The sequence below is a fragment of the Pseudomonas versuta genome (assembly GCF_001294575.1).
Taxonomy (GTDB): Bacteria; Pseudomonadota; Gammaproteobacteria; order Pseudomonadales; family Pseudomonadaceae; genus Aquipseudomonas; species Aquipseudomonas versuta.
In genome coordinates this window covers 1193693-1219848 of record NZ_CP012676.1, presented here as the reverse complement: position 1 = coordinate 1219848, position 26156 = coordinate 1193693, and the positions used below count along the sequence as shown (strand labels likewise).

The following is a 26156-nucleotide window of genomic DNA, read 5'->3' as shown; positions in this document are numbered from 1 at the left end:
TGGCACAGAAGCCGAGGTGCTGTCACCTGCAACGACTCCAAGCTGGAATGCTTCGAGTGCCTCCTGATAATGGCCATCTATCGATAAATCAACGCCTAGATCTGTAGCTGCCTCGCCATGTCCCTGCTCTGCTCTGCTGCACAGCGGCGCATCTGCCGGGCAATATCCGGCGCAATATCGATGGGGGCCAGTTTTTCTCCAAGGACATACTGGGCTAGGGCACTGCCCTGGTCGGCTGCCTTGCGAAAATAACGCAATGACATTTCCGGTTCCTGCTGCAACCCGGCCGAGCCGTTCTTCAGGAAGATGCCAATAAAGTAATAACCCGTCGCCACACCCGCATCGATCAGTTGCTGGCTCAGGCGCAAATGCTCATCGCCCCGCAGTTTGAAATGACCACGCATGGTGCCGTTCTGCAGGTTGATATTGGCCTTGTAATGGCCGTTCTCGGCAGCAATCCGGTACAACCGCTCGATCTCGGCATTGACGCTTTGGTCCTGTTTTAGCTGGTTGTTTCTCTGTAACCAGCGCGCGTACTGAAACAGAACTTCACACTCGGCTGTGGCCGCAGGTATTTTTTCGTGTACGCAGGTGAACGCCAGATTGGCCTTGATCTCGCTGAGCGATTTCACATGAGGGTCCTTCTTCATATAAGTAAATTCACTGCGGCTGTCACAGGCGGCCAGCAGCAGGATTGACAGCAGCAGAATGCGGCGCATCAGTCGAGGTCCTTCAGGATGGCTTTGTCGTAATAAAACTCGACCAACGGAGCGTCAGGTGTCAGTTTTTTCGATTTAAGGCCTTTGTTCTTATTGATGATCTTCTGCCACATATCGAACGCCTCCTCCGGATCATCCTGCGCCCCCATTCCATTGGTATGCAGATTCCACAATCTGCGCCGCAACGCCCGGGTCACACTCACCCACTCATGGGCAATATTCAGCTCACTGTCCACCTGCATGCTGCGGGTGTTGATGTTGGCCGAGCCGTGGGTGGTGAACACGTCATTGACGATCATCAGCTTGGAATGGATGTACACCGGCATCCAGGGTTTACCCGCCGGTGAATCGGGTGCGACCAGCGAGCAGACGTGGACTTTGAGGCCGGGAATCGGTTGCAAGACCAGCGTGCTGTCCACGGTTTTTTTTGCTTCCTGATCGCGATCGGCCTGCCATTGCGCCAGCTCCCTCTGCCCCGCCTGGTCACGCGAGTCGGGTTGTGGACGCGGCGGTGCATCTTTTGTGCCTGTTTGATGAGCAGTAACTTGGTCACTTCGGGAATGGTTTCGGCACGCCCCAGGCTTTCCAGCATGCGCTGGGTGTTGAGGGTGCCCGCGCCCACGCCATCGGTGGTGGCGTTGGTGACCACGAACAGGTGCAAGGCGCCATGCAGGCCCGGATCGCGGCCATTGCCGGTCTGTTCCAGCGCGGCCTTCTTGATCGCCTCGGCCAACGGCGGCCAGCGAAAGTACTGGTTTTCGATGTAGATGAACTGCGTCGCGTTGTTAACCGCTTTCAGGTAAATCCTTTCGATGTCGCGTTTGCCGTCTTGCGGCTGGGTACGCACAATCTGGGCGATCTGGCGGGTCGCGCCGGGGGTGCATTGCAGCTGTGGCCCGACCAGTTTGGCCTGGCGTAAAGCCAGCAGGTCCTCACCGGTTTCCTTGCGCTAGGCTGTGGCGAAATTGTGGTGCAGGTGCTCCAGAATCGGCCCGCTGACCTGGCCGGAAATATCCTGGCGGGGCTGAGCACCACGGGGGCCCAGGTTCGGAGTCGGCTTGTGGTTCCCGGAACGGTTCAGCGCCGAATGCCGATCTGTGTCCCAGTACTCGTGCCCATGACAAAGCCAACGGCACTATCCACCCGCCCGTAATCAACCAGAACGCTCTTTTGATGGTGGGTCGCGGAAAACCTCAGCGTATTGCGCATCTGCCTGCTGATCTGCGGGTCAAGGCCACTGTATTTCACCTGATGGGCAGTTTAGGCCCGTTCGTCCCAACTGAAGCCGCGACTGACAAACACCGGCATGCCATCGGCACCACGCCCAGCGGCCTTGCTGTCCGGGACCCCGCAGTCGGCAAACCACTGATGGTCATAGGCGTACTGATCCTCTGTAGCGCTTTGCAACGCCCGGTCCTTGATCCGGATCGTGCCCTTGCCGGGCAAGTTGGCCTCGCCCGCAACGCCCGCCGAGTTGAACGGCATCTCCCAGCCCAGTAGCCGTACCCTGACCCCTACCCGGGCTTTGCTCATCAGCAGTTCGCCAATGCACGAGGCACTGCCATCGCGAATGAAATACATCGACGGCTGAAACCCCCAGCAGATGATGTCGATGGTTGTAGTCGCGCCGGCGATAGCCAGGTGCACCGCCCTGAAGGCTTCCTCACCGTTGATCAGCGGTTGATAGGTGGCCTTTGCCGGGGGGTATTCGGTGTTCTGCACGTACCAGGGCGCACTGCAGACAGCTTCATTGGTGTGCTGGAGTGCGACCGGCACCACTATGTCGGGATCGTTCATGGGGTTCTTCCTTGAGAGCGGTTAAAGCTATCCATCAGGGGCGGCTGTGGTCAAAAAAAGTGCGCAGTTGATTGAACGTGTTCAGGCCTCTATGGCGATTAATAAATCCTCAAAACTCAGTCGCCAAAGCCTGCTTCAAGTAATGAACAAGTTGCGCTGGTTAACTCTGGAATTGCGGGTATGGGTAACGGAGGGCGGCGCAACTGCAAGCAGCAGTTCTATAAGAGAGTGCACCTCGGCATTAGGCTCAAGCCCAGCAACCACGGGTATATGCAAGAACCGGCCTGTTACATGACAGAAAATTCGGAGGGGATTCTAATCAATTCAGCTCATTAACAACAAACAATAAATAACAACCCTCACTAACTATTTATAGGTTTTTATATATCCAGTTTTCTACACGCAGGAACTTTCTTAAATAACTACGAGTTGTCTTATATTTGCACGTAGGAGTAATGACAGCAGGTTAGGACATATACATTGCGGCCCAATGGTGAACTTGTGGTGAGACGCTTGGCGGTGCGTAGTCGCTGACGAGGCACGAGGCTGCGATGGACTGCAACGCAGACCCAAGGTTGAAGGTCCTGCGGCCCTTGTCGCAGCCTCGTGCCTCGTCAGCGACTACAACCCCCGCTTTGCGTAGCAGTTGCCGAAGGCTACGTCCGATTGCGCAGCGATCGTAATCCTCAGCTACGAGAAGTCTGGCGATTGGCGCTGACCTTCGGGGAAACCATGCTGGCGGGCGCTGAATACAATCCACAGGCCCGCCAGCAGCAACACCAACAATACCCATGGAAAGATGCCTACCCCGATCTGATCCAGCAGCACGCCACCGGTCAATGCGCCGATCGCAATGGCGCTGTTCCAGACCACTACGTTCAATGACAGCGCAACATCAGCGCCCTCGCCTGCAGAGTCAGCCAATGCTGTTTGCAGCAGGGTCGCAGCACCGCCAAACGACAAGCCCCATACCAGCACCCCGGCGTATATCACCGTGGCTGATTGAGCAGAAAAACCAAATACCAGCGCGATCGCAGCGAATGTTCCAAGGCTCGCCAGCACCGCTTTGCGCAAGTGCCGATCTACCAGGCGCCCGGTCAGCCAGATCCCCCCCAGCGCCGCAAGGCCGAAGACCAGCAGCACGATATCGACGTCATTGCCCAGACCTGCGGGCGCTACGAAAGGTGCGATGTAGGTGTAGAGAATGTTGTGCGCCAGCATCCAGGTCATTACCACGCCAAGTACTGAGCGCACTCCCGGCGTCAACAGCACCTGCCGCAGCCCTATGCGTTGCGAGGCCGACTGCCCCGGATAATCAGGCACCTTGACCAGCACCCAGACCATCAGCACCAGGGTCAAACCCGACATCAGGCCAAAGGCCGTGCGCCAGCCCACCAGCGTCCCCAACCAGGTGCCCAACGGCACGCCGAGCGAGAGCGCAACCGGCGTGCCGACCATGGCCACTGCCATGGCCCGCCCCTGCAGGTGCGGTGCGACCATGCGCCGGGCATACCCCGCCAGCAGACTCCAGGCCAGACCTGCAGAGGCACCGGCAAAAAAGCGCGCAACCAGGGTCATGCCATAACTGGAAGACCAGGCGGTAATAGAGTTGAACAGCAGGAAACCGACAATCGTCAACAGCAGCACATGGCGCCGACGCCAGCCCTGGGTGGCAATGGTCAGCGGGATGGCGGCCAGCAGGGATCCCAGCGCATAAACCGTAACCATCTGCCCGGCCAGTGAAGATGAAACCTCAAGACCGCTGCTGATTTGCGCCAGCAAGCCCGCAGGCAAGGTCTCGGTCACGATACAAATGAAGCCGGTCATGGCCAGCGCAAGCAGTGCCCCCATGGGTAATCGTTCAGTGCTGCTTTGTGGTAGCGCCATCGCTTGTTCCAGCCTTGTTAGTTATGTATCGATGAGTACAAATGTAGGCCTGCAAAAGAGTGTTGGTCAACGACTTTTGTATCGAATAGTATTTAAGTCCTGTCACCGAGGAAACTGAAATGGCACAGATGGGACGCCCGCGTACATTTGACCGCGACGCGGCAATCACTCAGGCCATGCACCTGTTCTGGGAACATGGCTATGACTCGACTTCACTGAGCCAGCTCAAGGCGAACATCGGTTCGGGCATCTCCGCGCCCAGTTTTTACGCGGCCTTTGGCTCCAAGGAAGCCTTGTTCAAGGAGGTCATGGAGCGCTACCTGAACACCCACGGCCAAGTCACCGCAAGCCTGTTCGATTTGCAGTTGCCAGCGCGCGAGGCGATTGAAAAAACATTACGTGGTTCCGCCCGAATGCAATGCGAGGACGGTCACCCCCGTGGTTGCCTGGTGGCGTTGGGGCTTATGAGTGCCAGCTCGGCTGAAGCCATCGCCATTTGCGCCCCGCTCGCCGCAGCCCGGGCGCGCAACCGGGCCGGGTTTGTGGCCTGTGTGGAGCGCGGCATGGCCTCGGGGGAGTTGCTGGCGCAGACCAGCCCCGTGGCGTTGGCCACGGTGTTTGAAAGCTTTTTGCTGGGGCTTACCACCCTGGCCAGAGAGGGTCTAGACCATGGCGTGATGGAGGCTGCTATCACTCAGGTGATGAGCGCCTGGGATGCCATGCGCAGCGACCTTGCGGATTGAAAGTGCTCGCTCCTACAGAGTGGCACGGGCTGTAGGAGCGAGCTTTTCAAAGCGCCGCGCCCTGTTTTTGCAGAGTCAGTTCGTCCACCAGCAACCGGGCCGGGGCCGTGAGCGCAATGCCATGGCGAGTGACGATTTCATAGGGCTCGCTACGGGATTTCAGTTCAAGGGGCAAATGCACCAGCATGCCGTGGGCAACCGCCATCTGTGCGACATCCACCGGCATGACGGCCACCAGTTCCGGATCTTGCAGCAGCAATGAGAGCGTGGTGAAGGTGGATGAGGTTTCAATCGGGTAAGTCGGGAAATTAAGCCCCGCTTCTCTGAACTCGCGCTCCAGGGTCAGGCGCATCGGCATGTTGACCGGGAACACTACCCACGCTGAAGCTGCCAGTTCACTCAACGCCAGCATCGGCCGACCGGCAAAGCGATGACGGGGGCTGGCGACCACCACCAGCGGCTCCTGATCACGCAGGCGGCAGTCATAGGCTGCCGGGTTCCGGCTGACGCTGGTTCGACACAGAGCAAGGTCCAGCCGCCCTTCGTCGAGCAGTGCCAGCAAGCGGGCGCTGGTGTCTTCGACGATTTCGACCGACAGTTGCGGTTGCCTGGCCCGCAAGCGCGCCAGGGATTCCACCAGCACCGGCACCGCGCCCATGATCACCCCCACCGACAGGCGACCGCCGTGGCCTTGCATGATGCCGAGCATTTCTTCACGCAGGTGGGCCACGTCAGTGTGAATCAGCCGCGCATAACGGATCACGCAGCGCCCCAGGTCGTTGGGGGTCAGGCCTTTGGTCGTGCGCTCGAACAGGGTTGAACCCAGGGTCGATTCAATTTCATGCAGCGCCTTGGTTGCACCGGGCTGGGTGATCGCCACGGATTCGGCCGCCTTGTGCAGGGAGCCGTGTTCGTCCAGCGCAATCAGCAATCGCAGTTGCTTGAGGCGCAGCCGGGAAATGATGGTAGTGAGGGATGGCAGCATAGGGGGATGACTAATGGTTATCGCTCAATCAGCATCTGTCATTAGGCAGCATCCCTGACAAAAATTAAAGTGAGCGCCAGAAGAGCCGTTATGGCTCGCGATAAAAATAATCTGCGAAGAGCTCACTCCATGCGTCTAATCCAGTTTGAAACCCCCCAGGGCACGCGACACGTCGGTGTTATTGAAGGCGATGAAATCCATGTGGTGCGGGCCACCGACACGACCCGGGAGCTGGCGCTAGGCGCAATTGCCAAAGGCCATGGTCTGGTTGAAGAAGTGCTGGAACGCGGCACCGACCCAAGCCCGCACAGTTATCGCCAGACCTTGCACGAAGGCCGGGTCTTGCCGCCGCTTGATCACCAGGACCCGGCCCATTGCCTGGTCAGCGGCACCGGCCTGACCCACCTGGGCAGCGCTTCGACCCGCGACAAAATGCACCAGAAAAACGCCGGAGAGCAGGCGGCAATGACCGATACCGCACGGATTTTCCAGTGGGGCATCGAAGGTGGACGTCCGCCCGCGGGCACCCCGGGGGTCCAGCCGGAGTGGTTCTACAAGGGCGACGGCTCGATTGTGGTACGCCCCGGCGCGGCCTTTGACAAGCCGCCTTTTGCCGAGGATGCAGGCGAAGAGCCCGAGCTGACCGGCCTGTATGTGGTCGGCGAAGACGGTAAACCGTACCGGGTCGGTTTTGCCCTGGGCAATGAGTTTTCCGACCACATCATGGAGCGGCGCAATTACCTGTACCTGGCCCATTCCAAGTTGCGCAATTGCAGCTATGGCCCGGAATTGCGGGTCGGGGAGCTGCCGCGTCATTTGAGCGGGATGAGCCGCATCCTGCGAGGCGATGAGGTGATCTGGGAAAAAGAGTTCCTCAGCGGCGAGGACAACATGTGCCACAGCCTCGAAAACCTTGAATACCATCACTTCAAATATGCGCAATTCCTGCGCCCGGGCGATGTGCATGTGCACTTCTTCGGCACCGCCACCCTGTCCTTCGCCGACAACATCCAAACCCGCGAAGGCGACCGGTTCGAAATCAGCATGGCCGAGTTTGGCGAGCCACTGATCAATGGCATTCAGGCAGGCACCGCCGAGCTGCCCGCCGGCAAGGTCAAACCGCTGTAAAGCGTTTTTCGGGTCTGGCAACAGACCCGCCCCGTTTAATAAAAAATATAAGAAACGAGACAGGTATGAACATCAAAACTTCGGTGTCTGCGTCGTCAACGGTGGCCGATCACGCGGATGCCTCGCGTCCCACCACTGTGCGCTGGCGCATATTCCTGATCCTGCTGCTGTTGTCGGCAATCAACTACATCGACCGCGCTTCGCTGTCGGTGGCCATGCCGCTGATTTCCTCCGAGTTTGAAATGACGCCGGCCCTGGAAGGCTTGATGCTCAGTGCGTTTTTCTGGTCTTACGCATTGATGCAGATCCCCGGCGGGATGCTGCTGGACCGCTTTCAAGTGCGCAATATCGTCGGCGTTGCCACCGTGGGCTGGGGCTTTTTTCAGGCCATAGCAGGCGGCGCCCATAGCTGGATCACACTGCTGGCCACCCGTATCGGCCTCGGGGTTGCAGAGTCACCGATCATGCCCGCCGGCGCCAAGTTGAACGGGGCCTGGCTAACGCCTAACGAACGTGGCCGCGGCGCGACCCTGGTGGATGGCGGAGCCCCACTGGGGACGGCGTTCGGCGCCATCATCATCGCCGGGCTGATTACCTGGTTTGACTCCTGGCGGATTGCATTCGTGATTGCCGGGGTCGGCACCATGATCGTCGGTGTCTGGGCCTGGTGGTACATCCGCAACAGCCCGGCCGAGCACCCCAAGGTCAACGCGGCCGAACTGGCTTACATCACCGACGCCAATGCCGAAGCGGCCCGCACCCACGGCGAACGCAAGGCCATCCTCAAGGACCTGCTCAAAAGCCGCTCGGTACTGGCCATGTTTGCCGGGTATGCCTGCTACAACAGTGTGTTCTACGGCCTGTTGACCTGGATGCCGAGCTATCTGCACAAGGCCCACAACCTGGATATCAAGGCCATGGGCGGCGCTACGTTCCTGATCTTCATGTGCGGTTTTATCGGTGAAATCTTTGGCGGCTGGCTGGCAGACAAATGGAAAGACGCAGGCGGCGAACCCAACAAGGTGATGCGTTGCATGTTTGGCGGTTCGGCGGCCATTGCAGCGTTGTGCATCCTGCTGGTGGCTTACACACCGGACGCCGTCACCGTGATTTCCCTGCTCTGTGTGGCGCTGTTTTTCATCCGCTGGTGCGGCATGTACTGGTGCCTGCCGGCCATTCTGGGCGGCAAATCCAAAGCCGGTGTACTGGGTGGCAGCATGAACTTCTGCGGCAATATGGTCGGGGTTATCGTGCCCATCCTGATCGGCCTGATCGTGCAATTCACCGGATCGTATTTCCTGGCGCTGATCTTCTTTGTGGTCATGGCGTTCGGCCTGATGCTGTTTTCTTCCCTCATTGACTACCGTGAACGCGGACTGGCCTGAGCCACTGCGCTCTATTGGGGTAACCGTGATGCAACTGATAACTAAAACAGGCAGCGAAAATGCTGCCAATGCCGTGATCCGCCTCAACCCGCTGGACGATGTGCTGATCGCCCGCCAACCCGTGCCCCAGGGCCTGGTGCTGGAAGCTGAAGGGCTGGTGGCGCTGAATCCGATTCCCTCCGGGCACAAGATTGCGACCCGCGATATCGAGCCCGGTCAGCCGCTGCGCCGCTACGGACAAATCATTGGCTTCGCCAGCCAGCCGATCAGGGCCGGGGAGCATGTGCATGTGCACAATCTGGTGATGGGCGACTTCGCCCGCGATTACGCCTTTGGTGTCGACGCACGCGGTGTCGGCACGCAGACCAGCGACACCTTCATGGGCATCGTGCGACCCGATGGCCGGGTCGCCACCCGCAATTACATCGGCATCCTGACGTCGGTCAACTGCTCGGCGACCGTGGCCAAGGCCATCGCCGATCACTTCCGCCGGGATATCAATCCACAAGCGCTCATCGACTATCCCAATGTTGACGGCGTTGTTGCCCTGACCCACAGCTTCGGCTGTGCCGTGGACCCCGGCGGCGAAGCCCTGGCGATGCTGCGGCGCACACTGGGCGGTTATGCGGTGCACCCCAATTTCGCATCGGTGCTGATGATCGGCCTGGGCTGCGAAACCAACCAGATCGCCGATTTGCTGGCGGCCCAAGGCCTGGAAAAAGGCGAGTTCCTGCGGGCCTTCACCATCCAGGGCACGGGCGGCACCTCGAAAACCATCGCCAGCGGCATCGAGCAGGTCAAGTCCCTGCTGGCCCAGGCCAACCTTGTGCAGCGCCAGCCCGTCAGCGCCAGCCACTTGATTATCGGCCTGCAATGCGGGGGTTCGGATGGATACTCCGGCATCACCGCCAACCCGGCGCTGGGCAATGCGGTCGACCGGCTGGTGGCCGCAGGTGGCACCGCCATCCTGTCCGAGACTCCGGAGATCTATGGCGCAGAGCATTTGCTTACCCGCCGCGCCGTCAGCCGTGAAGTGGGCGAGAAGCTGATCAGGCGCATCCACTGGTGGGAGGACTACTGCCAGCGAATGAACGCCGAGCTCAACAACAACCCGTCGGCAGGTAACAAGGCCGGGGGCTTGACCACCATTCTTGAAAAATCCCTGGGGGCTGTGGCCAAGGCTGGCTCCAGTGATCTGGTGGACGTATATGAATACGCCGAAACGGTCCGCGCCCACGGCCTGGTGTTTATGGACACGCCGGGCTATGACCCGATTTCAGCCACCGGGCAAGTCGCCGGAGGCGCCAACCTGATCGCCTTTACCACAGGCCGGGGCTCGGCCTATGGCTGCGCGCCCTCGCCTTCGATCAAGCTGGCGACCAATAGCCGGTTGTGGGAAACCCAGGAAGAAGACATGGACGTGAACTGCGGCGGCATAGCCGATGGCAGCATGACCATCGAAGAACGCGGCGAATACATCTACCGCATGATGCTGCGCATTGCTTCGGGCGAGCGCAGCAAAAGTGAGCAGCACGGGTACGGTCAGAACGAATTTGTACCGTGGCAGATCGGGGCGATTACCTGAGTACATACCTCCTGTAGGAGCTGGCTTGCTGCAGGAGTGAGCTGGCTCGCGAGCTTTTAATCGAGCCCACATTCGATTGCCGGGCATTTTTGAGAAGCTCGCGCCTACAGGGGCAGGTGTTGACGGTTACAGAGCCGCCTCGCACCCCTACACGTTTCACCGATTTTTTTGAGGACACACAGATGACACACATTAGCGGTCAAAATTTTATCGCCGGGCAGCGCTGCGCCGCCGGCACTGTTCGTTTGCAAAGCCTTGATGCCAGCACCGGCGAAACATTGCCCTACAGCTTTATCCAGGCCACCGAGGCCGAAGTCGATGCCGCAGCAATGGCTGCCAGCACCGCATTCGCGACGTACCGCAGTTTGCCGGCGACACGCCGGGCTGAACTTCTGGAAGCTATCGCCGACGAAATCGACGCCCTGGGTGACGATTTCGTCGCCATCGTGTGCCGCGAGACCGCCTTGCCTGCAGGACGTATCCAGGGTGAGCGTGGCCGCACCAGCGGGCAAATGCGCCTGTTCGCCAGCGTATTGCGCCGGGGGGATTTTTACGGTGCCCGTATCGATCAGGCCCTGCCCGACCGTCAGCCGCTACCACGGGCCGATCTGCGCCAGTGGCGCATCGGGGTCGGCCCGGTAGCCGTGTTTGGCGCCAGCAATTTCCCGCTGGCGTTCTCGACGGCCGGCGGCGATACCGCTTCGGCACTCGCAGCCGGTTGCCCGGTGGTGTTCAAGGCCCACAGCGGGCATATGGCAACGGCCGATCTGGTGGCTCAGGCCATTGAGCGCGCTGCCACCCGCACCGGCATGCCGGCCGGGGTATTCAACATGATTTACGGTGCGGGTGTCGGCGCCACGCTGGTCAAGCATCCGGCAATTCAGGCCGTCGGGTTTACCGGGTCGTTGGCCGGCGGCCGCGCCCTGTGTGACATGGCCGCTGCCAGGCCGCAGCCAATCCCGGTGTTTGCCGAGATGTCGAGTATCAACCCGGTGTTGATGTTGCCACAGGCCCTGGCTACTCGCGGCGACACGTTAGCCCTTGAGTTGGGCGGTTCGGTGATGCTCGGTGCTGGCCAGTTCTGCACCAGCCCGGGTCTGGTGTTGGGTATCCGCTCGCCGGAGTTCAGTGGCTTTGTCGAAGCGCTCAGCCAGTTTTTCAGCAACCAGCCCGCGCAAACGCTGCTCAACGCAGGCGGTTTGAGCAGCTACCGCAAAGGCATTAACCGTCTGGCGCAAGTGCCAGGCATTCGCCATATTGCAGGCTCGGAGCAACAGGGCAACCAGGCTTTCCCGCAGCTGTTCCAGGCTGATGCCAGCTTGTTGATCGACGGCGCCGAGGTGTTGCAGGAAGAAGTGTTCGGGCCAACCACCGTGATTGTCGAAGTGGCGGACAAGGCCCAGTTGCTGCGAGCGTTGCATAGCCTGCATGGCCAACTGACTGCGACACTGATCGCCGAACCTGGCGACTTGCAGGCGTTCGCCGAGGTGGTGCCGGTGCTGGAGCAGAAGGCCGGACGCCTGCTGTTAAACGGCTACCCCACCGGCGTCGAAGTGTGTGACGCGATGGTCCATGGCGGCCCGTACCCGGCGACCTCCGATGCCCGTGGCACCTCGGTCGGCACCCTGGCCATTGACCGTTTCCTGCGCCCGGTGTGCTACCAGAACTACCCTGACAGCCTGTTGCCGCAGGCGTTGCAAGACGCCAACCCGCTGGGCATCCAGCGTCTGGTCAACGGCAAAAGCAGCCGCAACCCGCTGGCCTGACAGCCGTTACTGATCGGCGGCGTAAATCACAGTCTGAGCGCTGTGACCCGCCGCCGGTTTGAGGGTGAAGTAAGTGTCGCCCTCATCGGTCAGGATCTCGTAACCCGCCTTGCGGGTGACGCTGACGTGCTTGATGATTTTCAGCACCCGCTGAAATTTAACGCTCTGGGTACCGTTTTGCGCAGGGCCGGTGAGGACATTCACACTCTGGAACCAGTCCTGATTCTTTTTGTTCGACACCAGGGTGCCGGTCAACGCCTCGAAGCGTTCCAGACGGGTAAAGCCCCATAGCGTCTGCTCTTCGACCGGCTTGCCGGACGCGCCTGCGCCAGTAAACACAAACAGATTGATGGCTGGATTGTCTTCACAAAAAAAATCGTAAGGCACCAGACCGTCGACCATTTTCTTGCCAGCAACGAAGCCTTTTTTATGCACCAGAAACATGCCCGTCTCCCGCTCAGTTTGAGCTGCAAGTCTACGGGGGCATGGCGTACAGGGCCGTCAAGGCAATGTAATTTCGTGTAAAGAAGCAAAAGCCCGGTAGTCGCTGACGAGGAACGAAGGCTGCGATGGGATGCGAAGCAGCCCCGGTTTTAAGTTCCGAAGTGGCACCCGGGGTGTTAAAGGCTCGCAGCCTTCGTTCCTCGTCAGCGACTACGGGGTTATGGGTTGCGGGGTTGCGGGGTCAGGAAGCGCGGTTACGGGGCAAGTTGATTTCTACGGTCAGGCCGCCGGAGGGCTGGTTGCGCGCCACGATGGTGCCCCCGTGCATTTCCACGGCCCTTGAGGCAATCGCCAGGCCCAGCCCGAAACCGGCACCGGGCTCACTCACGCCGCGCTCAAATGGCTGGAAAATGCTCTTCAGGCGGTGCTGTTCAACACCAGGGCCCCGGTCGCTGATGCGCACGTTTAAACAACCGGTGTCAGGATCGATCCGGGCCTGGACCCGTACTTCGGTTTGCGTTGCGGTATAACGCACGGCATTGCGGATCACATTTTCAAAACACCGGTACAGCAATTCACCGCTGACCCGGGTAAGAAACGGCGGGCATCCCTGCAGGGTGACGCGGCACTGTTTGATCCCGGCCTCAAACTGCGCATCCTCGACGATCAACGCCAGCAATTCGAGGATGTCGACCGTCTCACGCTCGATACTTTCGGGGCGACCCTGGACCCGGGCCAGGGTCAGCAGCGCCTCGATGAGGGTGTCCATGCGCACCGATTCGCGCTCGATGCGGCCGACCATTTCCTGGCGGCCCGGGTCCTGATGCAGCAAGCCAATGGCCGCCTGCATGCGGGTCAAGGGTGAACGCAATTCGTGGGAGATGTCGTGCAACAGGTTTTGCTGGGCATCGACCAACAGTCTCAGCTGATTGGCCATGCGGTCGCAGTCTTCGGCCAGATCAACGATTTCATCCCGCCGCCCGCCCATCATGGGCTTGACCCGGGTGCCGAAACGGCCCTGGGCCACATCACTCATGGCCCGGCGCAAAAAGGCCAGGGGCCAGGTCAGATAGAAGGCCATGTAGCCGCTGAACAGCGCACTCATCACCGTACCGATGACCAGCGGCATCGCCCCGGGGCCACGCTCACCCTCATTACCCGGCGCGCGGGTGGATCGGAGCGTCAGTTCGACACCGTCCTTGCTGGTCACGGTGCGCTGGAAGGCCGGCTGCAAAACCTGCGAACCGGCCAGCAACTGGCCGCTACGGTCATACACACCAATGGCCTGGTCATCCGGGTGCTTCCACACGCTGAGCAGTTGCTTTCCCGCCTCGACACCGAACTCTTGCAGCAGATGCACTTCGCTGGTGAGGATGGTGTCCAGATGCGGGTCGCCCGGCCTTGAACCACTGAAGGTGACGATGCAGATACCGACAAAAAACGTCAGGCTGGTGGCCAGCCAGAATGCCAGAAACAGCTTCCAGAACAGCCGCCCGGGTTTGCTCATTCGGCAATCAACAAGTAGCCCAGGCCACGTACGCTCTGAATCCAGGCCTTGGTATCAGGGCGTGGCCCCAGTTTCTGGCGGATGCTGCTGATGTGCACGTCGATGCGCCGGTCGTAACGGGTCAAGGGACAACCCAGGGCATTGAGCGACAGGTCCTGCTTGCTCACCACTTGCCCGGCTGAACGCGCCAGCTCCTCGAGCAGGCTGAACTCGGTACTGGTCACCCCCAGCTCGCGGCCCTGCCACTGCGCCTGGCGCTTGCCGGGCCACAATACCAGCGGCCCGCTGCGGATGACTTCGCAGGTGTGCCGGTCGCCGGGTTGCACCCGCCGCATGATGGCCCGTAAACGCGCCACCAACTCCCCCGGTGAGCTGGGTTTGGGCACGTAATCGTCCGCCCCCAGTTCAAGCCCGGTAATGCGGTCAATGTTGTCGCCCCGCGCAGTCAGCAAAACCACCGGCACCTGACTGCGCGCACGGATACGCCTGAGCACTTCGATCCCCGACAGGCGCGGCAGCATCACGTCCAGTACCACGATGCTGTAAAGCCCTGAAAGCGCTTCAATTTCACCCTCCTCGCCGGTATGCACCGCACTGGTTTCAAAACCTTCGCGCTCAAGATATTCACTGAGCATTGCAGTCAGTTCCTGGTCATCGTCGACGAGCAATACACGGATCATGGCGGACTCTTGAGTGGCGGTGCGGGCATTATCGGCCTTGCGCTGTGCGCAGTCATCGTCCTGCGCCAACCTTTACCTAACTTGACATTGGGTTAACCCCATCATACGCCTCGAACTTTTATGCTTGACCTCCACCAGCCTGCTTGCCTCGCGATATGTCGTCTTGATGAACCATAACCGCGCCCGCTTTCGCTGCTTGTCGATGTGTCCTGGATATAAAGATCTTGATGAAATTTACGCGCCTGCTCTGTTCGGTTGCACTGTTGCTCAATGCCACACTTGCGCACGCCCAAAGCTTCAAAATTTCTGATATTCGCATTAACGGCCTGCAGCGGGTTTCAGCCGCCAGTGTGTTCGGCGCCTTGCCACTGAACGTCGGTGAAGAAGTGGATAACCAGCGCCTGGTGGCGTCCACGCGGGCATTGTTCAAAACCGGTTTCTTTCAGGATATTCAACTGGGCCGCGATGGCGACGTGCTGGTGATCACTGTAGTCGAGCGGCCGTCTGTCGCCAGCATCGACATTGAAGGCAACAAGGCGATCTCAACTGACGATTTGATGAAAGGCCTCAAGCAATCCGGCCTGGCGGAAGGTGAAGTGTTCCAGCGCGCCACGCTTGAAGGCGTACGCAACGAACTGCAGCGCCAATACGTCGCCCAGGGCCGCTATTGCGCAACGGTCGACACCGAAGTGATCAGCCAGCCGCGCAACCGCGTAGGCCTGAAAATCAAGATCGACGAAGGCGAAGTGGCGGCGATCAAGCACATTAATGTGGTGGGCAACACGGTCTTCGACGAAGCCGACCTCACTGACCAGTTCACCCTCAAGACCAGCAACTGGCTCTCGTTCTTCAAGAACGATGACAAGTACGCCCGCGAAAAACTCTCCGGAGACCTGGAGCGTCTGCGTTCGTACTACCTGGACCGTGGCTATATCAACATGGAAATCGTCTCGACCCAGGTGTCGATCACCCCGGACAAAAAGCAGGTGTTCATCACCGTCAACATCAGTGAAGGCGAGAAATTCACGGTGCGTGATACCTCGCTCAAGGGCGACTTGAAAGTGCCCGAAGACCAGATCAAGGTCCTGCTGCTGGTACAACCGGGCCAGGTATTTTCACGCAAGCTGATGACCTCTACCTCAGACCTGATTACCCGTCGCCTGGGTAATGAAGGCTACACCTTCGCCAACGTCAACGCGGTACCGACCCCCGACAGTGGCAGCCACACGGTGGATATCGCCTTTGTGGTGGATCCGGGCAAGCGCGCCTACGCCAACCGCATCAACTTTCGCGGCAACACCAAGACCGAGGATCAGGTGCTGCGCCGTGAGATGCGGCAAATGGAAGGCGGCTGGGCTTCGACCTTTCTGATTGACCAGTCCAAGACCCGTCTGGAGCGCCTGGGCTACTTCAAGGAAGTGAACGTTGAGACACCGGCCGTGGCGGGTGTCGACGATCAGGTGGACGTCAACTACAGCGTCGAGGAGCAGGCGTCGGGATCGATTACTGCCAGCGTCGGTTTCGCTCAAAGCGCCGGTTTGATTCTGGGCGGCGCGATTACCCAGAACAATTTTTTAGGCACAGGCAACTCGGCCAGCATCGGCCTGACCCGCTCCGAATACCAGAGCAAGTACAACATCGGTTTTACCGACCCCTACTTCACGGCCGATGGCGTGAGCCTGGGCTACAACGCCTTCTACAACAAAACCGACTACAACGATTACTACTCTGACGGCGTCTCGTATTACTCCATCAACAGCTATGGCGCGGGTGCCACCCTGGGTTACCCGATCAATGAAACCTCGCGCCTGAGCTTCGGCCTGACCGCGCAGCACGACGTCATTGAGCCGGGCACCTACAGCGCCGATGAGATCTATGACTTTATCGAGCGGGAGGGCAAGCAGTTCACCAACTTCAAGGCCAACCTTGGCTGGTCGGAGTCAACCCTGAACAAAGGGGTCATGGCGACCCGCGGCTCTTCGCAAAACCTCAACCTGATGGTGACCGTGCCCGGCAGCGACCTGAGTTTTTACAAGATCGACTACAACGGCCAGACCTTCGTGCCCCTGAGCAAAGACACGTCCCTGCGTTTGCATACCAAGCTCGGCTATGGCAACAGCTACGGTTCAACCGATGGCCTGCCCTTCTATGAAAACTACACCGCCGGTGGCGAGGGCTCGGTGCGCGGATTTGAAAGCGGCACCCTGGGCCCGCGCAACACCCCGGCCACCGGCAACTACGCCAGCGCCGGGCAGGCCTATTACTCCGACCGCGATACCGAAGCGCTGGGCGGCAACATCATGCTCACCGGCGGGGTGGAATACCTGTTCCCGATGCCCTTTATCAAAGACAACAAATCACTGCGTACCTCGTTGTTCTGGGACGTGGGCAGCGTGTTCTCGAACAAGTGCTACCTGAGCACCACCACCGGTTGTGACGGGGTCAACCTTGACCAGCTGGGCAGTTCGGTGGGGGTTGGCGTGACCTGGTACAGCCCGATGGGCCCGCTGAGCGTCAACCTGGCCTTGCCGGTGCGCAAACCCGAAGACGCCCAGACCCAGGTATTCCAGTTCTCGCTGGGGCAGTCGTTTTAAGCAATTGAGGCTGGGTGTTTTTTGTAGGAGCGAACTTTTTATCGAGCCGATATTGATGCCCAGTGAAGGTGGCAATCTTGAGAAGCCCGCGAGCAAGCTCGTTGCTCCAGGTTAAGGGTTGAAGCCTGTGGGAGCTGGCTTGCCAGCGATGGCATGGATGCGGTGAAGCAGACAGGCCGCGTTGCCTGAATCGCCAGCCAGCTGGCTCCCACAGGAGCCCGGCGTGTCCATGATCGTCAGGCACCTTCGAACTTGAAGGCCGGGGTCACCTGAAACCGGTTTGAAACTTCACCCGAGTAAATCGTGCTCTGGTCCGGCCCCAGGTCGAGTTTTTTAACCGCTCCCGTGGCTTTCGAGAAATCAATCCGGTTCAGGTCCACCCAGAACGTGTTGGGGGTGACCGCCGATTCAAAGAAGTACAACCCGCGCTTGTGGTCGATCACCGAGCGCCAGCGGGTCGACGAGATGTTCGGCTCGCCGGGCGTGGTAATGCCGTAAGGCACCGAAACGTTCCTGATCACACTGAATACGCTGGCCAGTGACGAGCGCGGATCTTCGGATTTGGGCACGGCATTGACGTAAAAGGATGCCCGCGCAAAACGGTCCGCCGAACGATTGGTGCCGGGGAGCATCACCGTCCCGCCAATGGACTCCCAGTAAGCATTCATTGCCAGCTGTGCATCGAACGCCGGCGAGTTGGTCATCACTTGATAGCGTCGGTCGTGATGGATCACTTGTTTGCCATCGATGTATTCAATGATTGCACTGTCACCCGAGGCGTCAGACATCGAAAGATGCAGGGTCGCCAGACGACTTTCACCCGGCACCTGCGCAGTGACCACGGTGAAGGGCTCGGTTTCAAGCACCGCGACCGCTTCGGCAACACTGCTGAAATTATCCAGAACGTACTGCGCCCAGCCCGCGATGCTTAGCCCGGGCTTGCCCTTATGCACCGGCGGATACTCCGACTCCACAAGCCAGAGCAGGTTGGCCGAGAGCCCGGCTTCATTCACCCCGTCGGTGGTGGAAATGTCATAGCCGGTGGCAATCACACTGCCGTATTTAGACGTCCACTTGAGTGAGCCGGGGCCCGCCTCTCCACTCCGCTGCATGCCCTGGGGGAAGATCCACAGATTGGTCGCCACATCGGTTTTCCAGTCCATGGAGCGGGCAGTAATCACATTCTGGTTATCTCCCAGGTAAACCAGGCGGGTGCAGGCATCGGCCACCGGTAGCGCCAGACTAAAGCCCGCCAGTGCCAGTGCAAGGTGTCGGGTTTGTTTGAGTAGCTGCATTGCTTGGCCTCCTTGAAGGCGGATTAAAACCGCATGGACAGGCCCAGCACCGGTCCGCGCTGGGTCACATCGTATTTGAACTTGTTGCCGGTAAAGTCGGTGGTCCGGTAATCCTGGGATAGCACCCGGTAACCGACGCGAATGATGGCGGGGTGATCAGCAACGTACATTCTGTAGCCCAGATAACCCTGGGCGTTCCAGGTTTTCTTCGAAGCCGTATCCAGGCCACCGGTATCGGCTTCACCGGTAAGGGTCCAGCGATCAGTCAGGTCGACCTGAGTGCGCAAGCCCACAAATGGATCCGTCCACTCGGTTTTTTTACTGAGACTCAAACCCAGGGAGTTGACGTCCAGCTTGGTCGAGAGCCGGGTCCAGCGCAGGCCGAATGTGGGCTCGATACGCCAGGTGCGAGGCTCGGCAAAAACCGTCGAGCCACCCAGGGCGTGTTCAAACACCCGGTAATACACGCCTGCGGCAAGCGTGGTCTGGGTGATCGCCAGCCCGACCTTGCGCCCGTATACGCGCTCGGACTGATCGGTTTTGGCATAGACCCCATCCAGATAGAAACCCAGGGTGCGGTTGGTCAGTTCCAGATTGCCCATGAACACTGAGCTGAGGTTGTGCATGACCTCTGAAAACGGTACATCGACCTTGCTGTTGACCCCGCCAAGTGCCGCCTGCCCGTTCATTGACGGCGCCCATACAAACGGACTGGCCAGCAGCAGCCACTGAGGCTCGGCGGGTGTGGCTGCCGAGCCTTCGGCATGGGCCACTTGCATGAAAGCCAACAGCGGTAAAGCCACTGTTGCAGACTTGAGCGTCTGACTTGTCGAAGGTTTGCGCCTCATTTGCTGTCGCCCCGATTGACCCGTTATCGAACTGATCAATAGGTATAGCAAAGAACCCCCCTGCAACTTGTGTCCTGTATCAAGCGCTGTAGGGAGCTGGCGCAGGCTCTATCGGGGCACGGCCCGGGTCAAGGATCAGTCTGTTGTGCGTCCTGCGTGCCGTCCACCACCAGCAATGTCTGAATGTCAGCAAAAATGCTTTGCCACTCTTCTTCTTCCATCGCCAGAAAGCCGAAGCTGCGCAGCAGGAAAGCGCCTTCGGTGGCCAGGAATGCGAGGCGGGCCCGACGCCCCTGCTCGGTGGACGGATCCACCAGGTCCATGCGGGCACGGTACCAGTCACGGGTCGGCTGGCGCAGCGTGTCTACGTTGAGCAACGCCGTCATCAGGCCGGCAGCACGGTCTGCCTGCATGCCATCGGTGGCGCGGGTTGCTTCGGTATGGGCGGCAATGATGTGTAGCCCCCCGGGCTCATCACCCGCCAGGCTGTGCACCTGATCATCAAACTCCAGGCTCCAGCGCTCATACATCGCCTGTATGAGGTTGTCCTTGGTGCCAAAGCACGATTGCACCCCGCCTTTGCTGACGCCGGCAGCCTTGGCCACTTCACCGATGGTCAAACTGGCGATGCCACCCTCGCGCACCAGCAACTCAGCAGCATCAAGCACCTGGTTTGGGTCAATAACGGAAGGTCTGGCCATTTGAAAATTCCCGAATTAGAATACGATCGTATTGTAATAGATGTGCATCAAGCTCGCTACGCCCATCATGACCAATATCCAGACGGGTTTAAAACGGAGAAACCATGACGCATTCGCAACGCTGGCTGATTCTGGCGATCATTTCTAGCGCCTTGTTTCTGATCGTTATCGATATGACCGTGCTCTATACCGCGCTGCCGACGTTGACCCGGGAGTTGCAGGCATCGGCCTCGGAAAAGCTCTGGATTGTCAATTCCTACGCGCTGGTAGTGTCCGGCTTGCTGCTGGGGATGGGCACCCTGAGTGACCGGCTTGGCCATAAACGGCTGTTTATCGCAGGCCTGGGGATCTTCGGGGTGGCGTCGCTGTGCGCGGCATTCTCGCCCACGCCTGCATGGTTGATCGCCGCCCGCTCATTATTGGCGGTAGGTGCCGCGGTCATGATGCCCGCGACCCTTTCGATCATCCGCATGACATTCACCGATGAGCGCGAGCGTTCGATGGCGATCGGTATCTGGGCCGCCGTGGCTTCAGGCGGTGCCGCATTTGGTCCGGTGTTGGGCGGCGCATTGCTGGAATACTTCTGGTGGGGCTCGGTGTTTCTGATCAATGTGCCCATCGTGCTGGTGGCACTGGTGCTAGGGGTGATGTTGATTCCGGCACATCCGGGCAACAGCCACAAACGCTGGGATTTGTGGGGTTCGGTCCAGGTCATGATCGGCCTGATCGGTATCGCCTATGCCATTAAAGAGCTGGGCAAACGCGTTCCCTCCTTTGCGACTGCGGCGGTGGTGTTCGCCATTGGCCTGGCGTTCATGGTCTGGTTCGTTCGCCGTCAGCGCACTAAAGCTCAGCCGATGATCGACTTCAAGATCTTCAAAAATCACGGGTTCACCGCAGCCGTAGCATCGGCGATGGTCGCCACCACGGCGTTGATCGGGATGGAGCTGGTGTTCACCCAGCGCTTACAGCTGGTCATGGGCCTGTCGCCCTTGCAGGCCGGGCTGTTTATTTTGCCTTTGCCTCTGGCCTCATTTGTCTCGGGACCTTTGACCGGGCACTGGCTGCAGCGCGTCGGTAGCCAGCGGATGCTGTTCTGGGCGCTGCTGGTATCGAGCATCGGCATGGGCGCGTACCTGCTGCTGTACAACGCCGGCATCGGGGCACAAATCGCCAGCCTGATCGTGCTGGGCCTGGGCCTGGGGGCAACCATGACTGCGGCCTCAAGCACCATCATGAACGGTGCCTCCCAGGATCAGGCGGGCATGGCGGCCTCTATAGAGGAAGTGTCATTCGAGCTGGGCGGCGCGATCGGGGTGACCTTGATGGGCAGCATCCTGTCGGCGGTCTACGCGGCCAGCATGATCATTCCGGCCGGGATGCAAGTGCCGGCCATGGTCAGCGACAGTCTGGACGAAGCCCTGATTGCGGCCGAGGGCATGAGCACAGAATCAGCTGCCACGCTGACTGCACTGGCCCGGGCTGCGTTTGATCAGGGGTTTGTTGCGGTTCTGGCGGCATCCGCTTTGCTGCTGTTGGTGGCCGCCGTAGTGGTGCGCCTGAAAAGCACGGTAAAGGTGCCACTGAAGGCTTGATCAACCGGTGTCCCTGTTCTTTGCACTCCCCTGCCGGGCTGTGAATCGCGGATGGATTTGCCGGTAACGCAAAACTGTCCGCGACTGTTAATCATCTGGCCGTCGCGCTGACGCTGTGGGTGCAATAGCGGGTTCAGGACCGTGCATTGGCCTCTTTTTGATAGTAAGCAGCTGTTTTTACGAGATTTTTTTCAGTTAATGCTTCCCATATGGAATAAATGTTGGTAAATTTCTGCGCATTGTTGAAGCGGGCCAAAAACAAGGCTTGCAACAACGGTAGCCATCCTCTCGATACCACTCGCAATGAGCAGTATCACCAGAGAACGATGTGCAGCAAGAGCTACAGATACAGGGGCGTCGCCAAGCGGTAAGGCAGCAGGTTTTGATCCTGCCATGCGTTGGTTCAAATCCAGCCGCCCCTGCCATTTACATGATTCATCCACGTGTCATTCAGCCGCCAGGCGCCACACGTATAAATACCTCCCCCCCTTTTGATACTTGGTTTTTGACCTTTTGCCATGCCTGCAGGTTTGTTATCGGGCAGCGCGAGACACGTCCGGCGCTGTGGGCCGGTATTCAATCACCTCGCTGTAGGGCGTCTGCAAATCGCGCTCGGGGATCTCCCAGATCAGCAATTTGGGCGGTGTCTGTTTGAATGCCGGGTTGTTGAAGTAGGCATTGGCCCCCCCGGAAAATTCACCGCCATCCCTGGAGAAGTCGCCAATCGTGGCGCCAAGCGCTTGCTGCAGAAACCCGAGAAAACCGGAGTTGCGCGAAAACGATGTGCCGATCAGCGCCACGTCCGGCAGATTGTCATCGCCAAACAGATCATCCAGGTCAGCGCCACCCTGCACTTCAGCGGCTTTCTCGCTGAACCGGGTCGCGGCCACGGTTTGGGCAGCCGGCTGCCAGGCCAGTGGCAACCAGTCGAGTCCGGCCAGGCGCACCAGATCCCCCGCGCGCAATGCCGGTTTTTGCACCGTCACCTCAAACACCTTGTGCGGCGTCGCGTTGATCCCCATTGCCTGCACCTGCCGGGCTATTGCCTGAGCGGCAGCCGCTGCGCCGGTTTCGCTCCAGTGGGTGTCGGTGCGCAAAAAAGCTTCAGCCCCTGAAGGTTGCAATGCCGACGCCAGATCCACCGCACTGACGCCAGCCGCATTCAAGCCCTCGACCCAGTTCACGGCACGGTCTAGCAACTGTGCCGGGCGCCGTAAATCACACAGCTGCGCACTGGCGATTCGGCTCTTGTCCGGCACCACTACCACCAACAGCTCGATACCGCGTTGAGCCAGACGCTGGCGGATGTCGCGCACCACGCCAGCCTTGGTCCCGGCATTGGCCCGGGCATTGCGGTTGATGCGCAGCTCATCGGTCAAAAACAGCCAGCCGGTACAGCCCGCACGCACCCGCGTGCCAGTGTCGTTAAATGCCAGCCAGCTGACGCCGCGCTCAAGGTCGGCCACCCCTTGCGGCACGGACGCCGCAGACAGCTGCTTGGCGATCTTGTGGGTCACCTCGCCATTGAGCACCGCATCACGGCTCAGATCGGGCGCCAGCATCTGCACCTTGCCGCTGATCAACAGCCACAGCGCCGAAGCAAAGGTTGTTCCCAGGAATGCCACGAATACAAAACCGGCCAGCTTGCTGCTGCGCAGAGTGAGCTCACTGGGCACTGACGCTTTGGGAGAAGAATCGGACATGGGGCCCCTCAGAACTGGAAGTACAGGAAAGGCACCGCTTCCCGGCTCGCGATTAATGCGAACGAGAGCAGGAAACCCGCCACTGGCCATAGGGCCGCTAACGGAGCAAACCAGATACGCCCAGCGAACCGCTGCTCATAACGACTTTTGAGCAGCGGCGCAAGAATGCATCCGACCCCCAGCAAAGCGGCCAGGCCGTGGGCCGAACGCAGGGTCACCGCCAGCCCGTCACCCAGGGCAAAATCGTGAAAACCGAACTGGCCGGCATACATGTTCAGCGCGCTGTGGAAGTCCGGCGCCCGGAACAGGGTCCAGGCCAGAAACACAAACAGCAGGGTCAGGCTGTGGGACAGCAGCAGGGGGATGCTCGGCAGGCTCGAACGCGACCACAGCCGGTCAATGCACAATGCAATGCCATGGGCCGCCCCCCACAGCAGATAATTCCAGCTGTCACCGCCATGCCACAGACCGGCGATAGCCATGGTCAGGAACAGGTTGCGGTAGGTCTTCCAGGCACCGTGACGGTTACCGCCCAGAGCGATGTACAGGTAGTCGCGCAGCCAGCTGGACAACGACAAATGCCAGCGCCGCCAAAAATCCTGAATGCTGCTGGCCAGATACGGCTGGTTGAAGTTTTCCGGAAAGTGAAAGCCCAGCATTAACCCCAGACCGATCGCCATGGCGCTGTAACCGGCAAAATCGAAAAACAGTTGCAGCGAGTAAGCCAGGCAACCGATCCAGGCATCGGCAAAGGACGGACTGTCCAGATGAAAAGCCACCTCCACCAGCGGCGACAGGGTGTCGGCCACCAGCACTTTCATGCACATGCCTATCATGAAACGGCGCGCACCCAGGGAAAAATTCTGCCAGTCGAAGTAGCGCTTGCTCAGCTCGCGACGCACCCAGTCATAACGAATGATCGGCCCGGCAATCGAGTGCCCGAACATCGAAATATACGTGGCGAAGTTTATGAAGCTGCGCTCAACCGGCACCGTGTGACGATGCACATCCACCAGGTACGAAATCGCCTGCAGCACGATAAACGACAAGCCGGCCGGCAGCGCCACACGTTGCCAATCCATCGGCATAGCGCCGTACCAGGTGATCACCTCCATCCAGGTTGCCGCGACGATATTGGCGTACTTGTACCAGCACAGCACAGCCGTGTTGAACACGATCAGGGCAACCAACAGCCGCACCCTGCCCTTCGAGCCTTCCCGCGCGCGATCCACCAGCAAGCCACCGCCCCAGGCGACGATGGTCAACACGATATGCAGGCTCAGGAACAACGGGCTCAGCCAGCCATAGAACAGCCAGCTGCCGATCAGCAAAATGACGTTGCGCCACTGCGGCTTGCCCAGGGCATAAATCAGCAGGAAAGCTGGCAGGAACAGCGTCAGAAACTCAAGTGAGGCGAAAACCATGGCGGCTACACAATCCGGTCAGTGGAACACAGCGTCCGTAGCGCCCAAAAGACGCGGACCGCTGACGGATGGCACCAGCAGCACGCTGTAGCGCTCCCCCGCCTTCAGCTCGCCCAACGCCAGCGGAGTCCCGACATCGGCGTCCCCACACAGCAGTTGCAGCGACAGGTTGACCGGGTTGACCGGGCGCCGTTGCATGCTGTTGACCGGCACATCCTTGAACACATCACCGGGACGCCCGGGCAGACGCAATGTCGCGTCACTACAGGACGGATCGACATTGAAGAACGCCAGCGAAGCCTTGAGGCCGTTGAAGTCGTCCGGAGTTTCGCGCACTGCAACCTGACGGATACCCTCGCCGTCGGGCACCACAACCACTGTCGCGAACTCGCCGGGCCCGACGTTCATCTCCAGCGCCAGGGTCTGGCCATTGCTGACCAGTGAACCCGTAACCGGCTTGCCCGAGTCCAGCGCAAACATCGGCGACACCGGCTGCTCTTTATCGATGCGCAACGGCGCCTGGCCGGCTTTGGCGATCACATCCAGTGGCGCCGGGCCGGCGTTGACGAAGCGGATGAACGCGGCGTCTTGCGCGGGCCCTGTGGGGTAAAGGGCAAACTCGCCCGCCCGGGCACCGGCACTGCACAACAGCGCAGCCAGGACACACAGACCTCTGCCGGGGCTAATCATTGGTGCACCCCCTTGGCGCTCACCGCATCGGCCGGCAAGTTGCCCAGCGCCCCGGCGATGGCATTGGCCCAGGATTTGTACCCGGCCACGGTGAAATGCTGGCCATCAGTGGTCACCCACTGGCCAGGGCTGGAAAACGTCAGCGAATCGATATAGGTGCACGGTGCAACGTTGGTCGCCAGAAATGCAGACAACAATTTGGTACGCGCCTCATTTTTCTTGTACATGCCGCCCTCCTTGCCCCATGCCGGACCCACCCATGCGCACTTAGCGCCGCTGGCGGTGATTTCCTTGGCCAGGGCGGTGATGTTCTGCCACGCCCAGGCCTTGGGGAACACCGGCTTGTCGTAGGACCCCATGGTGTCGGCGATCACCAGCACCACCAGATCCGGTTTGTCTGCAGCGATCAGGTCCTTGATCGGTGTCGTCGTCGCGTCACGCCCCTTGAGGACAAATTTCCCGTCAGCCTTTTGCTCCGCGCCGCAGTCGACTTTTTTGCTGATCAACCAGTCCCCGGCGCTGGCGCCACATGCACCGATCGAATGGACGATGGCCCCCTGCTGCGTCAGGTTGGCGTGCAGCGGCTCCATCAAGTGGTCCGCCAGACTCATATGACTCTCGCCAAGAACCAGAAGCGTCATGCCGGCAAGTACGGAAGAAGGCATTTAAAGTCTCCAGAA

Annotated in this window: 19 protein-coding genes, 1 tRNA gene and 2 pseudogenes; 8 read left to right on the top strand and 14 right to left on the bottom strand. The window is 59.7% G+C overall.

Going from position 1 to position 26156, the window contains the following annotated elements:
* Window positions 1-6: 6 nt before the first annotated feature.
* The 3 genes and pseudogenes from AOC04_RS05600 to AOC04_RS05585 all read right to left on the bottom strand — a co-directional run.
* Window positions 7-719, bottom strand: a pseudogene (locus AOC04_RS05600) (tetratricopeptide repeat protein); the annotation flags it as partial.
* Window positions 719-2516, bottom strand: a pseudogene (locus AOC04_RS05595) (phospholipase). The pseudogenes AOC04_RS05600 and AOC04_RS05595, both read right to left, overlap by 1 nt.
* Window positions 2517-3206: 690 nt before the next feature.
* On the bottom strand, window positions 3207-4403 hold the full coding sequence (locus AOC04_RS05585; protein ID WP_060691526.1) for an MFS transporter: 1197 nt from the start codon (window positions 4401-4403) through the stop codon (window positions 3207-3209).
* 119 nt (window positions 4404-4522) lie between these two features.
* On the opposite strand from AOC04_RS05585, the gene AOC04_RS05580 reads away from it, so the two are divergent.
* Window positions 4523-5146: a TetR/AcrR family transcriptional regulator gene (locus tag AOC04_RS05580; protein WP_060691525.1), complete on the top strand. Its 624-nt coding sequence runs from the start codon at window positions 4523-4525 to the stop codon at window positions 5144-5146.
* A 46-nt stretch (window positions 5147-5192) separates the two neighbouring features.
* Here the strand turns inward: AOC04_RS05580 and AOC04_RS05575 are convergent, their stop codons facing one another.
* Window positions 5193-6131 (bottom strand): LysR family transcriptional regulator, encoded by a 939-nt coding sequence (locus tag AOC04_RS05575; protein ID WP_060691524.1) that lies wholly within the window; start codon window positions 6129-6131, stop codon window positions 5193-5195.
* Window positions 6132-6260: 129 nt separating this feature from the next.
* Here AOC04_RS05575 and araD1 point away from each other — a divergent pair, with 129 nt between their 5' ends.
* The 4 genes from araD1 to AOC04_RS05555 all read left to right on the top strand — a co-directional run bounded on the left by araD1 (window position 6261) and on the right by AOC04_RS05555 (window position 11995).
* A complete protein-coding gene (gene araD1, locus AOC04_RS05570; protein ID WP_060691523.1) occupies window positions 6261-7259 on the top strand; it encodes an AraD1 family protein in 999 nt (332 codons plus the stop codon).
* Window positions 7260-7324: 65 nt separating this feature from the next.
* On the top strand, window positions 7325-8644 hold the full coding sequence (locus tag AOC04_RS05565; protein ID WP_060691522.1) for an MFS transporter: 1320 nt from the start codon (window positions 7325-7327) through the stop codon (window positions 8642-8644).
* 28 nt (window positions 8645-8672) lie between these two features.
* Complete coding sequence (locus AOC04_RS05560; protein ID WP_060691521.1) at window positions 8673-10229, top strand: UxaA family hydrolase; 1557 nt, start codon at window positions 8673-8675, stop codon at window positions 10227-10229.
* A 182-nt stretch (window positions 10230-10411) separates the two neighbouring features.
* The gene (locus AOC04_RS05555) at window positions 10412-11995 is read left to right on the top strand and encodes an aldehyde dehydrogenase (NADP(+)) (RefSeq protein ID WP_060691520.1); all 1584 of its coding nucleotides are present in this window, start codon (window positions 10412-10414) and stop codon (window positions 11993-11995) included.
* Window positions 11996-12001: 6 nt separating this feature from the next.
* Here AOC04_RS05555 and AOC04_RS05550 read toward each other — a convergent pair whose 3' ends face one another.
* From AOC04_RS05550 to AOC04_RS05540, 3 genes are all read right to left on the bottom strand, one after another.
* Window positions 12002-12439 (bottom strand): hypothetical protein, encoded by a 438-nt coding sequence (locus tag AOC04_RS05550; protein WP_060691519.1) that lies wholly within the window; start codon window positions 12437-12439, stop codon window positions 12002-12004.
* A gap of 241 nt (window positions 12440-12680) precedes the next feature.
* Window positions 12681-13946, bottom strand: coding sequence for a sensor histidine kinase (locus tag AOC04_RS05545; protein WP_060691518.1), 1266 nt, complete (start codon window positions 13944-13946; stop codon window positions 12681-12683).
* Window positions 13943-14626: a response regulator transcription factor gene (locus AOC04_RS05540; protein ID WP_060696878.1), complete on the bottom strand. Its 684-nt coding sequence runs from the start codon at window positions 14624-14626 to the stop codon at window positions 13943-13945. The genes AOC04_RS05545 and AOC04_RS05540 overlap by 4 nt, the downstream gene beginning before the upstream one ends.
* Before the next feature lie 227 nt (window positions 14627-14853).
* On the opposite strand from AOC04_RS05540, the gene bamA reads away from it, so the two are divergent.
* Window positions 14854-17220 carry an outer membrane protein assembly factor BamA gene (gene bamA / locus AOC04_RS05535; RefSeq protein WP_060691517.1) on the top strand — a complete coding sequence of 789 codons (2367 nt, stop codon included), beginning with the start codon at window positions 14854-14856 and terminating at the stop codon, window positions 17218-17220.
* Between the two features lie 236 nt (window positions 17221-17456).
* Here the strand turns inward: bamA and AOC04_RS05530 are convergent, their stop codons facing one another.
* The 3 genes from AOC04_RS05530 to AOC04_RS05520 form a co-directional block, all read right to left on the bottom strand.
* Entirely contained in the window at window positions 17457-18515 is a 1059-nt protein-coding gene (locus AOC04_RS05530; protein ID WP_060691516.1) for a linear amide C-N hydrolase, read from the bottom strand.
* Window positions 18516-18538: 23 nt separating this feature from the next.
* Entirely contained in the window at window positions 18539-19363 is an 825-nt protein-coding gene (locus AOC04_RS05525; RefSeq protein ID WP_125878542.1) for a porin family protein, read from the bottom strand.
* 128 nt (window positions 19364-19491) lie between these two features.
* On the bottom strand, window positions 19492-20064 hold the full coding sequence (locus AOC04_RS05520; protein ID WP_060691515.1) for a TetR/AcrR family transcriptional regulator: 573 nt from the start codon (window positions 20062-20064) through the stop codon (window positions 19492-19494).
* Window positions 20065-20168: 104 nt separating this feature from the next.
* Here AOC04_RS05520 and AOC04_RS05515 point away from each other — a divergent pair, with 104 nt between their 5' ends.
* Together AOC04_RS05515 and AOC04_RS05510 are read left to right on the top strand one after the other, a co-directional pair.
* The gene (locus tag AOC04_RS05515; protein WP_060691514.1) at window positions 20169-21659 is read left to right on the top strand and encodes an MFS transporter; all 1491 of its coding nucleotides are present in this window, start codon (window positions 20169-20171) and stop codon (window positions 21657-21659) included.
* Between the two features lie 350 nt (window positions 21660-22009).
* Window positions 22010-22084 (top strand) — tRNA-Gln (locus tag AOC04_RS05510).
* Window positions 22085-22192: 108 nt separating this feature from the next.
* On the opposite strand, the gene AOC04_RS05505 is transcribed toward AOC04_RS05510, so the two are convergent.
* The 4 genes from AOC04_RS05505 to AOC04_RS05490 are packed head-to-tail and all read right to left on the bottom strand — an operon-like array spanning window position 22193 to window position 26141.
* Window positions 22193-23362 carry an alginate O-acetyltransferase AlgX-related protein gene (locus tag AOC04_RS05505; protein WP_060691513.1) on the bottom strand — a complete coding sequence of 390 codons (1170 nt, stop codon included), beginning with the start codon at window positions 23360-23362 and terminating at the stop codon, window positions 22193-22195.
* A gap of 8 nt (window positions 23363-23370) precedes the next feature.
* Window positions 23371-24786: an MBOAT family O-acyltransferase gene (locus AOC04_RS05500; RefSeq protein ID WP_060691512.1), complete on the bottom strand. Its 1416-nt coding sequence runs from the start codon at window positions 24784-24786 to the stop codon at window positions 23371-23373.
* 18 nt (window positions 24787-24804) lie between these two features.
* Window positions 24805-25476 carry an alginate O-acetyltransferase AlgF gene (locus tag AOC04_RS05495; protein WP_060691511.1) on the bottom strand — a complete coding sequence of 224 codons (672 nt, stop codon included), beginning with the start codon at window positions 25474-25476 and terminating at the stop codon, window positions 24805-24807.
* The gene (locus tag AOC04_RS05490) at window positions 25473-26141 is read right to left on the bottom strand and encodes an SGNH/GDSL hydrolase family protein (RefSeq protein WP_060691510.1); all 669 of its coding nucleotides are present in this window, start codon (window positions 26139-26141) and stop codon (window positions 25473-25475) included. Before AOC04_RS05490 ends, AOC04_RS05495 begins: the two co-directional genes overlap by 4 nt.
* Between the last annotated feature and the right edge of the window lie 15 nt (window positions 26142-26156).